The organism is Dongia soli, from assembly GCF_034044715.1.
In the GTDB taxonomy this organism is placed as follows: domain Bacteria; phylum Pseudomonadota; class Alphaproteobacteria; order Dongiales; family Dongiaceae; genus Dongia_B; species Dongia_B soli.
The window spans coordinates 133,084-148,904 of record NZ_JAXCLW010000007.1 but is presented as its reverse complement, the minus strand read 5'-3'; the positions used below and the strand labels follow the sequence as shown (position 1 = coordinate 148,904).

Below are 15,821 nucleotides of genomic sequence, written 5' to 3'. Positions count from 1 at the left end.
ACGTCCTTGCAAGATGCCAGACCGCATCTTGCCCAAACGGCGGGCTTTTGCAACCGCCTGGCTTTACTGCCGCATCCGGCCTTTGCAGCTAGCCGCGGATGGGGGCGTTGCGCAGATCGTCGATCTGATCGGGGCGTGGCGGGAAATGCGGCGCGAGTTCCTCGGCCATATCGGCGATCAGGCCGGACAAAGAGGCATCGAGATCGCCATCGCCGATCCGCTTGATGAAACCGGCGATCAGCGCCGACCATCGCTCGGCGGGAATTTTCGCGGCGATACCGCGATCCGGCAGGATCTCCACATGATGGTCGGCCAGGCTGACGAAGACCAGCAAGCCGAGCCGGTCCGGCGTCGCATCGATGCCATGCTCAAGAAACATCAGCCGTGCCCGCTTTGCGCAGCTCTGTTGGCGCGCCCTGGCCGGCGTCAGGAAAATGCCGAGTTGAGTGCGCTCGCAAAGGAGATAGCTGACGATGCCGAGCAGCGCGATGATAACGATTCCGGCCAGTCCTGCAGTGATCATGCCGATTGCATAGAAGGCCGCAATCTTCGGCATGACCAAGGCCAAGAACAAGGCACCCAGAGCCGCCACGGCGAAGGCACATAGAACGGCAGTCAGGCGATAGGCACTGGGGCGCTGGAGAACGGCGACGACGATTTCCGCAGCCGTCCGGGCCTCAGCTGCGGTGATCGCCCGGGCAATCGGATCACTGTCCCCTGGACCCGCATTCGCCATATGTGCTTCCCCAGCGTTCATAATCACCACCGGCCGGAGGCGCCGCCACCGCCGCCGGTGCCGCCCCCTCCCCCGAAGCCGCCGCCGCCGCCGCCGAAGCCGCCACCGCCAAGACCGCCCCAGCCGCCACCCCAGCCGCCGCGATTGCGCCAGACAGCGCCGCGCGGACCGCGATAGAGCCGGCCATTGGCGATGTTGCGGCGGCGCAGATACATCATGATGAAGACGATAACGAACCAGGCGGCGACAATGGCGAAAGCCGGCCAGGCCGGTTCGGGTTCTTTCGGTCCGGCGTTGAAGGACCCTTCTAGCGCCGCCATGATCGCCTTCACGCCGGCTTCGATCCCCGCCGGAAAATTGCCCTGCTTGAAATCCGGCACAATGACGCGGCGAATGATGGCATCGGCCGTCGCATCGGGCAGCGGTCCTTCGGCGCCGTAGCCGGTCTCGATGCGCAGCTGCCGGTCATTGGGTGCAACCACGAGGACCACGCCGTTATTCTTGCCCTTCTGGCCGATGCCCCAGCCGCGTAGCAAAGCCAGGCCCCAATCTTCGATCGGATAGCCTTTGAGGTCGGGAATCGTCGCCACCACGATCTGCGTGCTGGTGGTGGCTTCATAGGATTCCAGTTCCTTGGTGAGCCGATGCGAGCTTCCGGCGTCGAGAATGCCCGCAGCGTCCACCACCGGCCCCGTCAGCGGGGGAAGCGGCGGATCGGCCATGACGGACGAGGATTGCCACAGCAGAGTGCCGCACAGAACAGCCATCAGAATGAGCCAGCGACGCAAGATCGGCATCGGCATTACTGGCCTGTGCTAGGCTGCTGCTGGCCCTGCGGTTGGCTCTGCGGCTGACTTGGCTGCTGACCTGAGGTGCCGAAATCGACCTTGGGAACGGATTGCACGGATTCCTCGACCTGGAACTGCGCCATTTCCTTGGCGTCGGGATAGAACATCGCCTTCCACCAACGGCCGGGGATCGTCCGCAGCTCGGTATTGTATTGCCGCACCGCGTCGATGAAATCACGCCGTGCCACGGCGATACGATTCTCAGTACCTTCCAGCTGCGCCTGCAAGGTCTGGAAGTTTTCGTTGGCCTTGAGATTCGGATATTGCTCCGCCACCACCAGGAGGCGCGAGAGGGCCGATGTCAGCGCGGTCTGATTGGCCTGGAACTGCTGCATCGCCTGCTGATTGGTGAGGATATCCGCCGGCAGCTGCATGGTTCCGACCCTCGCGCGGGCATTGACCACCGCTTCCAAGGTGGATTTCTCGAAATCGGCGGCTCCCTTCACCGTCGCCACCAGATTGGGAATGAGATCGGCGCGCCGCTGATACTGGTTCAGGACATTGGACCACGCCGCCTTGGCCTGCTCCTGGAAGGTCGGGATATTATTGACGCCACAGGCCGCTAGTGACAACAGCATGACAAGCATGACGGTGCGTTTCATCAAATTACCGATTTTCATCTCATTCCCCGGATTGCGGCCAGTTGCCGATAAGATGGTGCGAATGGCGCGGATTGACAATGTTGTCGCGGTCACAACCGTGGTTACAACTCGGTGATCACGGGTCTGTATTCCAGGAGGATCATAAGACAATGGCATGTTCGCCCGGCCTTAAATCGCCGGGAATGACCGCCACCATCAGTTTTCCGATCCGGTCGCCTCCAACCCCCAATGGCAGGATGATCGTCTCCTCATCGAAAAGGTGATCATCGATATTGCCGCGCCGGCGATAGCCGAGAGGCGACTGGTTTTGCAGGACACGTTCATAGGTCCAGGCGATGAAGTCCCTGTAGTCAGGCCACGGCAACTCGTCGAGATAACGACGCGTATAGTCGATACCCGAGAGGGCCGCGAGATGGGAGCCGTCGAGTCGGAAGTAGTAACGGCGCGGGCCGCTGCCATCTTCCGGCTCGATGATGTCCACCATCGTCACATAGCCGAGGATATATTTGAAATCGACGGGATCGAGATCGGCTCGCTGGGGAAAGGCACGCGCACCGCTTTTTTCCAGCCAATAGCGATAGAGCCGCAACAGCCGGTGATCCTTGGCTTCCGAGGGCGCGAAGAACTCGACCTGATCCTGCATGGACTTCCAGAAGAGTTTGCCACTTCCTTACTGGAAACCCTATGCCGTTAAAGGTCAAGCCGGAAGCCGGCTTTACCGCCAACTTCCGGCTTGCGAAACATCCGGTCCTAATCCTCGTCGGTCAGATCGATGCGAGGCGCTCCATGGCCTGGGTGAGCTTGGCCTTCGCCTGCTCCATTTCGGCGAGACGCTGGCGCTGTTCTTCGACCACTTCCGGTTTCGCCTTGGCCAGGAACTGCTCGTTGCCGAGTTTCTTGGAGAGCTTCTCCACTTCGCCATCGGCCTTGTCGAATTCCTTCTTCAGGCGCGCCGTTTCCTGCTTCACGTCGATGACGCTGCCCAAAGGCAGCAGCACCGTCGCCTCGTCGATAACGATCTGGGCCGCACCCTTGGGCGCCTCGCCCGAGAGCAGGACCGCACTGGCCGCGCGGGCCAGACGGCAGATCAGATCGTTGTATTTCTCCAGGCGGGCCGCCGTTTTCGGCGCGGCATCGCGCAGGATCAATTCCACCTGAGCCGCTGGCGGCACGTTCATCTCGGTCCGCAAGGCGCGCACCTCGCTGACCACCCGGATCACCCAATCGAGATCAGCCGTCGCTTCCGTATCGATCGCCGCATCGCTGATCGACGGCCAGTCGGCACCGATCAGCCGGCCCGACCCGGCAAGCCCCACCTGCTCCCACAATTCCTCGGTCAGGAAGGGCATAAAGGGATGCAGGAGATGGAGGAGCTGTCCCAGCACCCAGGCTGTCGTCGCCCGCGTCTCCACCTTCGCAACCTCGTCATTGCCCTGCAGGACCGGTTTGGTGAATTCCAGATACCAGTCGCAAAACTCGCCCCAGACGCAATGATAGAGCGCATTGGCGGCATCGTTGAACCGGTAGGCGGACATGGCCTGGTCCACCGCCTTGATCGTCGCCGCGAGGCGGCCGACCATCCAGCGGTTGACGCCGTTCTTCAAAGCTGCCGGATCGAAACCTTCGACCGCCTTGCATTCGTTCATCTGGCAGAACCGCGTCGCGTTCCAAAGCTTGGTCGCGAAGTTGCGATAGCCTTCGACGCGGTTCTCCGACATCTTGATATCGCGGCCCTGCGCCGCCAGCGCGGTCAGGGTAAAGCGCAAAGCGTCGCAGCCGAATTTGTCGATGAGGTCCAAGGGATCGATCACATTGCCCTTGGACTTCGACATCTTCTGGCCGTGTTCATCGCGCACCAAGGCGTGGATGTAAACGGTGCGGAACGGCACATCGCCCATGAAATGCAGGCCCATCATCATCATCCGGGCAACCCAGAAGAAGATGATGTCGAAGCCGGTCACCAGCACATCGCCGGGATAGTAACGCGCCAGTTCAGGCGTATGGTTCGGCCAGCCCAAGGTCGAGAACGGCCAGAGCGCCGAGGAGAACCAGGTATCGAGAACATCCTCGTCGCGCTTGAGCTCAACCGCCTTGCCGTAATGGGCCGATGCCATGCTCTGCGCCTCAGCCTCGTCCATTGCCACGAAGACTTCGCCATCGGGACCGTACCAGGCCGGGATCTGATGGCCCCACCAGAGCTGGCGTGAGATGCACCAGGGCTGGATGTTGCGCATCCAGTCGAAATAGGTGTTCTCCCATTGCTTCGGCACGAAGACCGTGCGGCCCTCTTCGACCGCCTTGATCGCCGGCTGCGCCAGCGTCCTAGCATCGCAATACCACTGATCGGTGAGCCAGGGCTCGATGACCACATTGGAGCGGTCGCCATAGGGCAGCATCAGCGTATGGTCGTCGATCTTCTCGACGAGCCCCAGGGCCTCGAGATCGGCCACCACTTTTTTGCGCGCCTCATAGCGATCGAGGCTACGATAGGCTTCGGGCACGTTCTCGTTCAAACGCGCGTCGCGATCGAAGATATTGATCATCGGCAGGTTGTGCCGGCGACCGACCTCGAAATCGTTGAAGTCATGGGCCGGGGTGATTTTCACCGCGCCGCTGCCGGTCTCCGGATCGGCATGCTCATCGCCCACCACCGGAATGCGCCGGCCGACCAGCGGCAGGATGAGATGCTTGCCGATCAGATCCTTGTAACGCTCATCCTCGGGATTCACCGCCACGGCGGTATCGCCCAACATGGTTTCTGGCCGTGTCGTCGCAACGGTAAGAAAACGATCGGGTTGCCCCTCGACCGGATATTTGAAATGCCAAAGATGGCCTTTATGTTCCTTCTGCGCGACTTCCAGGTCGGAAATCGCGGTATGCAGCTTGGGATCCCAATTGACCAGACGCTTGTCGCGATAAATCAGCTTCTGCCGGTAGAGATCGACAAAGACCTTGCGAACGGCAAGGCTCAGCCCCTCATCCATCGTGAAGCGCTCACGCGGCCAATCCGGCGAGGCGCCCAGACGGCGCAATTGCTTGGTGATGGTGCCGCCGGATTCCGCTTTCCAGGCCCAGACTTTTTCGAGAAATTTCTCGCGGCCGAGATCGGTGCGCTTGATCCCTTGGCTGTCCAATTGACGTTCGACCACCATCTGGGTGGCGATGCCGGCATGGTCTGTGCCGGGCTGCCACAGCGCGTCACGGCCATGCATGCGCTCATAGCGGATCAGCACATCCTGCAGGGTGAAGGTCAAAGCATGGCCCATATGCAGGCTGCCGGTCACATTCGGCGGCGGCATCATGATGGTATAGGGCTTCTTGTTGGAGTCGACATGGGCGGCGAAGGCCCCGGACTGCTCCCAAGCGGCGTAGTGTTTCTTCTCGACCTCATCGGGCCGGAAAGTCTTGTCCAGCATCGCTGGTTTCCTTCAAAGGCGTAAATCCGGCCCGAGTTATAGCGGCCAGGGAGACAGCGTCAACCGGTCGGTCCACGGGTGATCCGGCTACCAGCCGATCCTGCGGGAAACGGACGGGCCCGTGCGGCAAGTCGCCGGCACGGGCCCGAGATATTCCGAAACCTAATGCTAAGGCCGGTCAGCTCAGTTCGGCCTTGCGGGCGAGACGCTCGACCTCGCGCCGGACCATCCGTTCGACGATCGCCTCAAGATGGGTGTCCAGCCAGGATTTGAGCATGGGCTCAACCGCGTGGCGCACCAGCGTTTCCACCAGCAGGCCATCGCCGGTCGGCTTTTCCATCGGCGCCGGGCGCTGCTGCTGTAGCAACTGGGCGAAGCTCGCCGTCGCCGCATCGGCCACGGCCGGGGCGACGAGATCGGGAACTTCCGCCGACAGCTGAGCGGCCACGGCCGCCGGATCGATCGCCGGGGCTGCCGGCTTGGCTTCGGCCGCGCGGGGTGCCGCTGCAGCCGCCGGCTGTGGACGGGACGTGGTCGCCGCAGGGCGCGCTACTTTCGGTTCCTCGAACTTTGATTCGTTGAATTTCGGTGCATCGAGATCAGGGGCAAGGGCGGCGGGCATGGGCGGCTCCGAAAAGGCTGGCTTGTCGAGATCGAGTTCTACGTCACTGCCGAAGGCATCGTCGTTATTGAAATCATCCTCCTTGCCGAAGTCATCCGCGTCAAGCTGCGGCGGCGATTCCGGTTCGGCTTTTTTCAACTGCACGACATTGCTGTCGAGGTCGGCAGAGGCCGTGACCACATCAGTCAGCACCAGCTCTTCGTCATCGTCATCATCGTCGAGCGATACTGGGGCCGGAGCAGGCGCCGCGGGTGCAGCAGCCGGTTTCGGCGCAGCCGGTATTTCAGCCGGCGTGATCGTCGGCGCTGGCTTGGCGGCGGGTTTTGCCGCGGCCGGCGCGGCACTCACCGGTTTCGGCGTCTCGGTCGGCATCATCTCGCCGATATCAGCAACGGAAGGCTCAGGCCCGTCTTCAGAAATGATTCGCCGAATGGAGGCGAGAATTTCCTCCATGGACGGTTCCTGGTTCGCTTTCGCTTCGCTCATTCTCCGGGACCCTCGCGGAAACAACGGTGGCACGACTGTTCAATTATCCGGAAAAACGGCCAAATCCCATTCACCAGGCAAGTATCGCGCTTCCGCAACGATCGCCTGATCGAGACGATGCGCCTGACCGACAATTCCGAACTCCATCCTATCCGCTTCACGATCCTTACTCAAGGAATTGGAAGCACAACAATTACGACCACTATATGTAGATATTTACGCTTATTCGACTGATGGACCGATGCCGATGAACTTATCGCGGACTTCGTTGTAGTGCTTGGTCGGATCATAGTGATCGACCTTCAGCGCCAGCTCTCTCGCGGTTAAGCGCCCGATCGCGCTGAGCAACTGATACTGCGCCACGACCTGATTGGTTTGCGCGCTGACCAAGTTCACTTCCGCATTGAGATAGGCCTGTTCCTGGTCCAAGACGTCGATGATGGTACGTGCACCGACCTGCTGTTCCTGGCGGATGCCATCGAGCGCGATCTTGGCCGCCGTCACCTGTTCCTGGAAGGCAGATATCTGGGCATTGGCAGTATCGAGCGCCTGCCATGCCGCAATTGCCTGCTGCTCGGCATTGCGCAGCGCTTCGTCAACAAGACGGCGGCTGCGGTAATATTGCTGTTTCGACTGGCGCACCTGAGATTCGACATTGCCGGCCTGATAGAGCGGAATGGTCACCACGCCCATCACTACGCCGGCATTTGAATTCGTGGTGCCGAAATTATCGTCCTCGTTGCGCTGGAAACTGCCTTGGACGGAGACTTCCGGCAGCATCTGGCCGAAGGTGACGTCGACCTGGTCCTTGGCGGCCTTCTGATCGAACTGTGCCGCATTGACATCCGGCACGTTGCGCGCCTGCACCACGGCCTCGTCCTTCGTCGCCGGCAAATTGAGTTTCGGCACCGGCATCTTGAGATCGACCGGCTCGGCGCCGATCACTTGGCGGTAGGTCGCGCGGGACGTCTTGAGATCGCCCTCCGCCGCCATGCGATCGGCGATGGCGCCCTGCAAGCTCGATTTCGCCTGCGCTACGTCGGTACGGGTCAGCTCACCGACCTGAAACTGGTCCTCAGTCGATTCGAGCTGGGCCTGCAGCACTTTGACGTTGTTTTCATTCAGGTCGAGGATGGCCTTGTCCCGCACCACGCCCATATAGGCTTGAACGGCGGAAAAAAGTACATTCTGTTCCGTACTGCTGAGGCGCTGACGTTCCGCCCGCACCTGGTTTTCCGCCTCGGAGGTCCCCCTCACAGTACGGAAGCCGCGAAATACAGGCTGGGTCACGGTGACGCCATAGGTACGTGGCGAGAAATTCGTCGAGTTGGCGCCGGCCGGCTTGGTCGGGTCGACCCATTCACGCGCGACATTCGCCTGGGCGCTGACGGTGGGCCGCCAGCCGGACAGCGCCTGCGGCACGGCTTCATCCGTCGACCGCAACTGGGCACGCTCGGCATCGAGTGTCGGATTGGTGCCATAAGCGAGGGCCAAGGCATCTTCCAGATCCGTCGCAGCGGCCGGCCTCGCCCAAACGGAACCAAGCGAAAGCACGGCCACGCCAGCCAACAAGAGTCTGCGTCCCCTTTGCATCCTTAATCCTTTCCAACCCCCCACCCTGATCGCAGCGGATCGCCTCGATGAGCACGATGCGCCGAATCCGGGCCTAATCTGTGGGTCTTAATACCGTGCCATTACCGGATCGATCTGTTCAGCCCAGGCATCGACACCACCGGCTAGGTTGGTCGCCTGGGGAAAGCCATGTTGTCGAAGCCACATCGTGGCGTGGAAGCTGCGCATGCCGTGATGACACACGATAATCAGCGGCCGGTCGGTCGGCAATTCCGCGACTCGCGCCGGCAGCTCATCCATCGGCAGCAGCAAGCTGCCTTCGATATGGCAGATCTTATGTTCCCAGCCCTGGCGAATATCGACGAGCCGGACGGCTTCGCCACGATCAAGCATCTGCTTTACGGCAATCGGCTCGATCTGCAGGCTATCGCTGGACGGCATCAAGCACCTAGAAGGAGAATTCAGCTGGTTTGGCGAAGGCCGAGAGAAGGGGAATATTGGCATCGAATAGCACGCGCCGCGAAACCGAACCCCGTTCCTTCATCATCAGAACCGCACGACCGACGCGGCCTTCAAAGAGAACGGTGACCAGGCGGCCGCCCTCGGCCAATTGTTCAAGCAGTGCGGCCGGAACGATTTCGACGCCGCCATCGATCAGGATGACATCGTAGGGAGCATGCTTGGCAAAGCCGGCCGCCGGATCGCCTTCCTGCCAGACGACATTATCCGCCGCCTGTTGCTGCAAGGCGGCTGCGGCACGCTCGCTCAAGGCGTGATCGGCCTCGACGGCAACCACCGTATTGGCGAGCTTGGAGAGCAGGCCCGCCGCATAACCGGTGCCGGCGGCAGCAACCAGCACCATATCGGTGGGCTTGACGTCAGCCGATTGCAGAAGGCGGGCAACGACCATCGGCTCGGTCAGGTAACGGCCATTGCCCAAGGGCAGGTCGTCATCCACATAAGCCCGCACCTTTACATTGTCGGGCACGAAAGCTTCGCGCGGCAATTCGCGCAATGCTTCCAACAGGCGATCATCGATAACCTTGTTGGTTCGAATCTGGCTGTCGATCATATGCTGACGCGCAGCGGCAAACGACATCTGCATTTCTCATCCTCATCGGCGCCAGCTGGCCTGATGCGACCTACCTGACCGGCAATGAACCGCGACAGCAACAGCGCTTGCGCCGTTCGGTTGCGTCGTCCAGGTCGCAGGGCCGCCAGCAGCCCAGATATTAACCTTTGTGCGGTCGTTATAGAGCCTCCGCCCGCCGGTGACAATGGGAGGGCTCGCTTGGGGGCATTCGCCCAATGCCTGCCCCTCCCGCTCACTTGCATAGCTGTAAGCTGCTTAACCTTGGGTTACCGCAAGCCCGGCACCAGCGGCATCTTCGATCGCCATTCCCAGCCTTAAGACATCCCGCCGCCACCGCCGTGAAACTTCAATTACACGCGGCAAAAGGACATTTCCTACGCTCTCTCTCCTGCAGCCGGCAATTCGCCGGACTACCACTCCGGGGAATCGATTCGCCCATCATATTGAGTTTCGCGACCCGGCTTGCAGCCAGCTTGCCGATCCTGCAACCCGCCGCCTGACGGCCATGGCGAGACGCCAATTCGCCCATATCGACGGCGCTGTCCCAATGCGCGATCCCGCGATCACCGAGACGCGATATAGGCCCCCCCAAGCGACCGCCGCTTGACCCGACAGCATGATGGCTCTATACGTCCCAGCGCCAAGAACAAGCCGCTATAGCGGCTTTTGGCCCGGTGGCAGAGTGGCCATGCAGAGGACTGCAAATCCTCGTACGTCGGTTCGATTCCGGCCCGGGCCTCCATTCCTGACCGCCGCACCCCAGCATCCGATTCTCCCTCTTCCGCGCCCGATTGTCGCATCGCGTGCTACGCCGCCGTCGGCGGCTCGATGCTGCCTTCGGCCAAAGATCGTTCGGCCGGAACATCTCTCGGATGATGATCTCAATCGGACAAAGAAAAACCCCGGCATCGCTGCCGGGGTCGATCCGTTGGCCGATCAGTTGGCCGGCAATCAATTGTCGTAGCTGACTTCCTTGGGCGTCGCTTCCTTCGGCAGGCTGATACCCAGCGCCTGGATCAATTCGCCCTGAGCCGCGAGGATCTTGAAATTCGCCAACACTTCGTCGGACTGAGAGGTGATCAGGTTGTCCTTCGAATTGAAGACTTCGTTCCGCGAGTTCAGCAGATCGAGCAGGCTGCGCTGACCGATATCGAATTGCTGTCCGTAGAGCTTCTGGGTCTCCACGTTCTTGTCATATTCCTCGGTCTGGGTCTCGACCGTCTCGCGGGCGGTCTGACGTTGACTCCAGGACACGCGAACGTCTTCGGCCACGGCGCGTTCCTGCGCGCGCACGGCATCCAGCGCTTCCTGCTTACGCCACTTGAATTCGCGGATCCGGGCCAGGTCGGCGCCACCGCGATAGAGGTTGTAGTCCAGCACCAGCAGCGCATTGGCGCTGTGGCCGGTCTGCTCGACGCCGTTGTCGTGGTGATTGACCGCGGCGGAAGCTTGCAGGCTCAGCTTGGGATACATCGAGGCTTCCTGGAGGCCGATTTCATGTTCGGCAACCTGGACGTCGTATTTGGCGCCCTGCACCTTCGGACTGACATCGATCGCATGGGCGACCGACTTCTCGACATCTTCGGGGATCATCGCATCATAGCTGAAGGTGGCCGGCTCGAGATCGGTCGGCACGGCGCCCACAGTGCGCTGGAAATTCGCCTGCGATTCACGCAGCGCACCCTGGATTTCCTTCAGCCGGGTCCGCGCCGTCGCCAGACGCGCTTCGGCCTGACGGACGTCGGCGATATTGCCGCCGCCCAATTCGGCGCGCTTCTGTACCAGACCCAGCGTGTCTTCATGCGCCTTCACGTTCTCCTCGGCATTGAGGACGCGTTCCTGATTGCGCAGCACGTCGAGATAGAAACGAATCGCATCGAGGCCCTGAATCTCGCTCTTGTCTTGTACGACATTGGCCGCCGAGCCGATGCGAGACTTCTGCCGCTCGACCTCGCTTTCGCGATTGAAGCCGTCAAAAATGGTTTGCTGCAGGGTGATGTTGGCATCACCGCGCATCAGCCAGCGGCCATTATCATCGGGGCTCTGGTCGAGGGACGGATCGCCGGCATCAACCGTGCTGCTCTCAGTCCATTCCGGACCGCCCTGGAGCTGTACGTCGATCTGCGGATAATAAAGGCCGCGCGCCTGACGCAATTCGTAATCGATCGCCCGACGGTTACGCTGTGCACCGTTGATGTCTGGATTGGTTTGAACCACCAGCGAAACTGCGTCCTTCAGCGACATCGCTGAAGCACCCTGCGGCGCGACGAAAGCAGCGCAGACACCAGCCAACACAGCGCCCATCAGAACAGCCCGGCGGCTGCGCGACGTCATAATCCGATTCATGATGGTTAATCCCCCAAGTAACAACGGTCGAAAAGCCTAACGCCTATCCTTCTTTGCCGCTCTCGATGGTCCGGCCAGAAGTGTTAATGAAGCGTTAAGTTTACGCGTCCGACGAAGTTGTATCAGTTTCATCCATAACTTGCATCAAATTTTTAGCGTTCTGTAAAAGCCGTCTGCCTTGCTTTCAGGATCGGCTTCAACAGGTAGTCTAGGACTGTTTTCTTACCAGTCAGAATATCTACCGTCGCGGTCATACCCGGGATGATAGGTAGCTGCTGACCTTCCTTTCCGATGAGAAAATTCTTATCGGTTCGCAGCCTGACACGGAAGAACATCTCCTTCTTTTCGTTCTCGATGGCGTCGGCGCTGATTTGCTCCACTTTGGCTTCGAGTCCACCATAAATTGAGAAATCATATGCAGTAATTTTGACCTTGGCATGCTGATCCGGCGCAATGAAGCCGCGATCCTGCGGCCGAATCTGCGCCTCGATAAGCAAAGTGTCCTCGATCGGGACGATTTCCATGATCTCCTGTGCCGGCTGTGCAACACCGCCGACCGTCCGCATTTTGATTTCCTTGACGGTCCCATGCACCGGCGAGCGCAGCACCTGATGGCCGAGCTTCGTCGTGCCGCCCTTCAGCAACTGCGTGACGGAAGCCAGATCGGCCCGATGCTTGGCCAGTTCCTGGGCCGCATCGGCCCGGAATGTCGCCGTGGCTTCCCGCTGCTTGCTCTGCGCTTCCTGCAAAGCCGCGCGGGCGGGCGGGCGGGAAGCTTCGGCCGTCGCGATATCGGTGACGATCCGCTGCACTTCCTGCTGCGCGGCAATGTATTCCGCTTCCGAACCGGCGCCCGAAGCAAAGACCCTCTGCTGCAAGGCCGCCCGCTTCTGGGCAAGACCGAGGCTGACCTGGGAGGAGGAAACCTTGACATCAATCGAGCGCAATTCCTGTTGTCGCTGCTCGATCGTATCCTCCAGCGTGGCGATTTGTGACTGAAGCTGCTGTTTCCGAATCTGGGCGATGCTCCGCTCGGCATTGGCAACTTCGGGGGCGTTGGCCACCAGTTCCGGATCGAATTGGATCTGTTCTGGAGTCTTGCCGTCAATCTCAGCCTGCAAGCGGGCGGTGGCAGCCAGCCCGGTCCAGAGGCGTTGACGCAGTTCGTTCACATCGGTGATGACGGTCGTGTTATCGAGCTCGACCAGGGTCTGGCCAGCTTCGACGATATCGCCTTCACGCACCAACATGTCCTTGATGATGCCGCCTTCAGCGCTTTGAATGAGCTGGGTGGCGCTGGAGGGAACCACCTTGCCTTCGCCGCGGGTGATCTGGTCGAGCTCGGCGAAATTCGCCCAAACGACGAAGGCGACCATCGCCAAAGCGACGGCAGCCAGCAGGATATGGCCGAAAAGCTTCGTCCCTTCCTTTTCGGTTTGGGCCGGATCGATCCAGAGATCGCGATTTGTCAGTGCCATGGGGTGTTCTCCGATCCGGTCCGTCAGCCTTCATTCGCCCGGATGCGGCCCTTCATGAGCGCATCGAGCACGCCGGCTTTCGGGCCGTCCGCCACCACTTTGCCACGATCCAGCACGATCAGGCGATCGACCAGGGCCAGCATGGAATTGCGATGGGTCACAAGAATGACCGTCTTGCCCTGGATGATCTCGCCGAGACGGCTCTTGAAGGCATTTTCGGTGCTGTTATCCATCGAACTGGTCGGTTCGTCGAGCAGCAGGATCGGCGGATTGAGCAGCATGGCGCGCGCCACAGCTACCGATTGCCGCTGACCGCCGGAGAGCATGCGGCCGTTTTCCCCCACTGGCATGTCGTAGCCGAGTGGATGCTGGCGCACGAACAGATCGACACCGGAGACGATCGCCGCGCGCAGCACCGATTCCTCGTCGACATAGGGCGCGCCCAGGGTGATGTTATCCTTCACCGAGCCGAAGAAGAGATGCGCATCCTGCAGCACGCAGCCGATATTCTGCCGCAGATCGGTGGGATCGAGCTGACGGATATCCGTGCCATCGACTAGCACCGCCCCATCCGACGGCTCGAACAGCCCCAGGATCAAGCGTTCGATGGTGGTCTTGCCGGAACCGATGCGCCCGACGATGCCAACCCGCTCGCCTGGCGAGATCCGGAAAGAAATCCCGTCAAGTGCACTGGTCTGCGCACCGGGATACTTGAACGTCACGTTGCGGAATTCGATTGCCCCCTCGATCCGCGGCCGGCGCAGAAACACCTTGCCGCGCGGCCGTTCGACCGGAAGCTCCATCAGGCGATTGAGGCCTTTGAGCGAGGTCCAGGATTGATGGAAGCGGATGATCATGCCGGCGATCTGACCGAGCGGCGCCATGGCGCGGCCCGTCAACATCGAGGCAGCGACCAGCGCACCGGTCGTCATGTGGATGTCGCCGGTCGGCGTCGAGGCGAAGATCCGATAGCAGCCCCAGAGGATGACGCCCGTCGTGGCGAGATTGGAAGCCAGCATCACGAAATTGATGCCGAGCGACGACCACATCTTCGAGGTCTCGGCCGAAGAGGAGGACGCGGCGACATAACCGTCCCAGTCGCGCTGCATCTGCCCTTCCGCCGAGGCCGCCTTGATCGCATCGAGGCCATTGATCGATTCAACCAGCGTCGCATGTTTCTGCGCCGATTCCCGGTAGGAGCGCTCCACCGCCTTCTTCATCGGGAACTGCACCAGGATGCTGACCACGATGACGATGGGGATGAGCGCCGCCGGCACGGCCACGACCGGGCCTGCGACGAGGCCGATGATCAGCAGGAAGACCAGGATGAAGGGCAGATCGATCATCGCCGACAGGCTGGCCGAGGTGAAGAAGTCGCGCAATGTCTCGTAGGATTGCACATTGCTGGCGAAGGCGCCGGCCGATTGCGGCCCCGCCGCCATGCGGATCGACAGGATGTGTTCGAAGATCGCCGATGACACTTTGCGATCCAGCGCCTTGCCGGCCTTGTCCAGGAAATAGGCGCGCAAGGTCTTCAGCGAGAAATCGAAGCCGTAGATCAGCAGAATGCCGAGCACCAGCATCCATAAAGTTTCTTCGGCCTTGTTCGGGACCACGCGGTCATAGACCTGCATGGAGAAGATCGACGAGGCGATGGCGAAGATGTTGATAAGCAGCGCCGCCAGCACGACTTCAAGATAGAGCGGCGTGTATTTCAGCACTTCGCTCCAGAACCAGTTGCGCGGTGCCGCTTCGGTCAGATCGGAAGAACGCGTATCGAGCCGGATCTTCGGCCGCACCAGCAACATCTGGCCGGTATAAAGCTGCGACAGCACGTCAATATGAACGGTCTGCGTGCCGTCGAGATTGTCCGGCGTCGCCACCTCGACCATGCCATTCTTCGGTGCAGAGAGCATGACCACGGCGCGCTTTTCCGTCAGCAGCAGCACGGCCGGCAGGCTCATCGCCTCGACCTTCTCCAGCGGCCGACGAACTTTGTTGCCGGACAAACCGGCACGATCCGCAGCGCGAAGGAAGAGATCGGGTGTCATGCCCTCTTCGCCGATCGGCAAGGAGGCTGCCAAAGCCGCGGGCGATTTCGGATTGCCAAACAGGCGCGTCAGGATGACCAGGCAGGCGAGCAGCCCATCGTCGCGCATAACCGGGCCGGAATATTCGACCGGCACGGATGCATGTACCGCCTCAGGTACGCCGGCATGCGCACCGGATGCGGCACCGGCAGTGGCAGCACTGACCGCATGAGCGGCGCCCGGATGATGTCCTCCTGCTTGATGTCCCGCTGCCTGATGTCCCGCGCCTTGTTGCCCGGTCGAGTGGCTGCCGGCCGGCGGATTGCCCGCTGGCGGATTGCCAGCCGGCTGATTGCCGGAAGGCTGGGCATTGCCGGACGTAGCTGCCTGGGATGCCGATTTCTTGGCAGCTGCCTGGGGGACATCCATGAAAAAATCCGATCCTGAAAGTTTGTCTTATGCTTAACGAAAACCGTTAGCTTTCGGTTAAGTGCATTATCCGATTGCGTCTTTGGCGCGTTTCGTTTCTGCGGCAAGCCGACGAGCAGCGGCGCGGAACGCGCCTGCGCAGCCGCCATGCACGCTCCGGCCA

The 15,821-nt window shown here is 60.9% G+C and carries 12 protein-coding genes and 1 tRNA gene; 1 reads left to right on the top strand and 12 read right to left on the bottom strand.

Going from position 1 to position 15,821, the window contains the following annotated elements:
- Positions 1 to 88: 88 nt before the first annotated feature.
- From SMD27_RS19725 to SMD27_RS19685, 9 genes are all read right to left on the bottom strand, one after another.
- Positions 89 to 736: a TPM domain-containing protein gene (locus tag SMD27_RS19725; RefSeq protein ID WP_320510153.1), complete on the bottom strand. Its 648-nt coding sequence runs from the start codon at positions 734 to 736 to the stop codon at positions 89 to 91.
- A 23-nt stretch (positions 737 to 759) separates the two neighbouring features.
- A complete protein-coding gene (locus SMD27_RS19720) occupies positions 760 to 1,539 on the bottom strand; it encodes a TPM domain-containing protein (RefSeq protein WP_320510152.1) in 780 nt (259 codons plus the stop codon).
- The gene (locus SMD27_RS19715) at positions 1,539 to 2,204 is read right to left on the bottom strand and encodes a LemA family protein (protein ID WP_320510151.1); all 666 of its coding nucleotides are present in this window, start codon (positions 2,202 to 2,204) and stop codon (positions 1,539 to 1,541) included. Before SMD27_RS19715 ends, SMD27_RS19720 begins: the two co-directional genes overlap by 1 nt.
- 121 nt (positions 2,205 to 2,325) lie before the next feature.
- Entirely contained in the window at positions 2,326 to 2,829 is a 504-nt protein-coding gene (locus tag SMD27_RS19710; RefSeq protein WP_320510150.1) for a PAS domain-containing protein, read from the bottom strand.
- Between the two features lie 121 nt (positions 2,830 to 2,950).
- Entirely contained in the window at positions 2,951 to 5,602 is a 2,652-nt protein-coding gene (locus SMD27_RS19705) for a valine--tRNA ligase (RefSeq protein ID WP_320510149.1), read from the bottom strand.
- Positions 5,603 to 5,780: 178 nt separating this feature from the next.
- Positions 5,781 to 6,710 carry a DUF2497 domain-containing protein gene (locus tag SMD27_RS19700; protein WP_320510148.1) on the bottom strand — a complete coding sequence of 310 codons (930 nt, stop codon included), beginning with the start codon at positions 6,708 to 6,710 and terminating at the stop codon, positions 5,781 to 5,783.
- A 222-nt stretch (positions 6,711 to 6,932) separates the two neighbouring features.
- A complete protein-coding gene (locus SMD27_RS19695) occupies positions 6,933 to 8,282 on the bottom strand; it encodes a TolC family outer membrane protein (protein WP_320510147.1) in 1,350 nt (449 codons plus the stop codon).
- A gap of 108 nt (positions 8,283 to 8,390) precedes the next feature.
- The gene (locus SMD27_RS19690) at positions 8,391 to 8,723 is read right to left on the bottom strand and encodes a rhodanese-like domain-containing protein (protein ID WP_320510146.1); all 333 of its coding nucleotides are present in this window, start codon (positions 8,721 to 8,723) and stop codon (positions 8,391 to 8,393) included.
- A gap of 7 nt (positions 8,724 to 8,730) precedes the next feature.
- Complete coding sequence (locus tag SMD27_RS19685) at positions 8,731 to 9,387, bottom strand: protein-L-isoaspartate O-methyltransferase family protein (RefSeq protein WP_320510145.1); 657 nt, start codon at positions 9,385 to 9,387, stop codon at positions 8,731 to 8,733.
- Positions 9,388 to 10,043: 656 nt separating this feature from the next.
- Between SMD27_RS19685 and SMD27_RS19680 the strand changes: the two genes are divergently transcribed.
- Positions 10,044 to 10,117 (top strand) — tRNA-Cys (locus SMD27_RS19680).
- Between the two features lie 209 nt (positions 10,118 to 10,326).
- Here SMD27_RS19680 and SMD27_RS19675 read toward each other — a convergent pair.
- The 3 genes from SMD27_RS19675 to SMD27_RS19665 all read right to left on the bottom strand — a co-directional run bounded on the left by SMD27_RS19675 (position 10,327) and on the right by SMD27_RS19665 (position 15,658).
- Entirely contained in the window at positions 10,327 to 11,721 is a 1,395-nt protein-coding gene (locus SMD27_RS19675) for a TolC family outer membrane protein (protein WP_320510144.1), read from the bottom strand.
- Between the two features lie 152 nt (positions 11,722 to 11,873).
- Positions 11,874 to 13,199 carry an HlyD family type I secretion periplasmic adaptor subunit gene (locus SMD27_RS19670; RefSeq protein WP_320510143.1) on the bottom strand — a complete coding sequence of 442 codons (1,326 nt, stop codon included), beginning with the start codon at positions 13,197 to 13,199 and terminating at the stop codon, positions 11,874 to 11,876.
- A gap of 23 nt (positions 13,200 to 13,222) precedes the next feature.
- Positions 13,223 to 15,658, bottom strand: coding sequence for a type I secretion system permease/ATPase (locus SMD27_RS19665; RefSeq protein WP_320510142.1), 2,436 nt, complete (start codon positions 15,656 to 15,658; stop codon positions 13,223 to 13,225).
- Between the last annotated feature and the right edge of the window lie 163 nt (positions 15,659 to 15,821).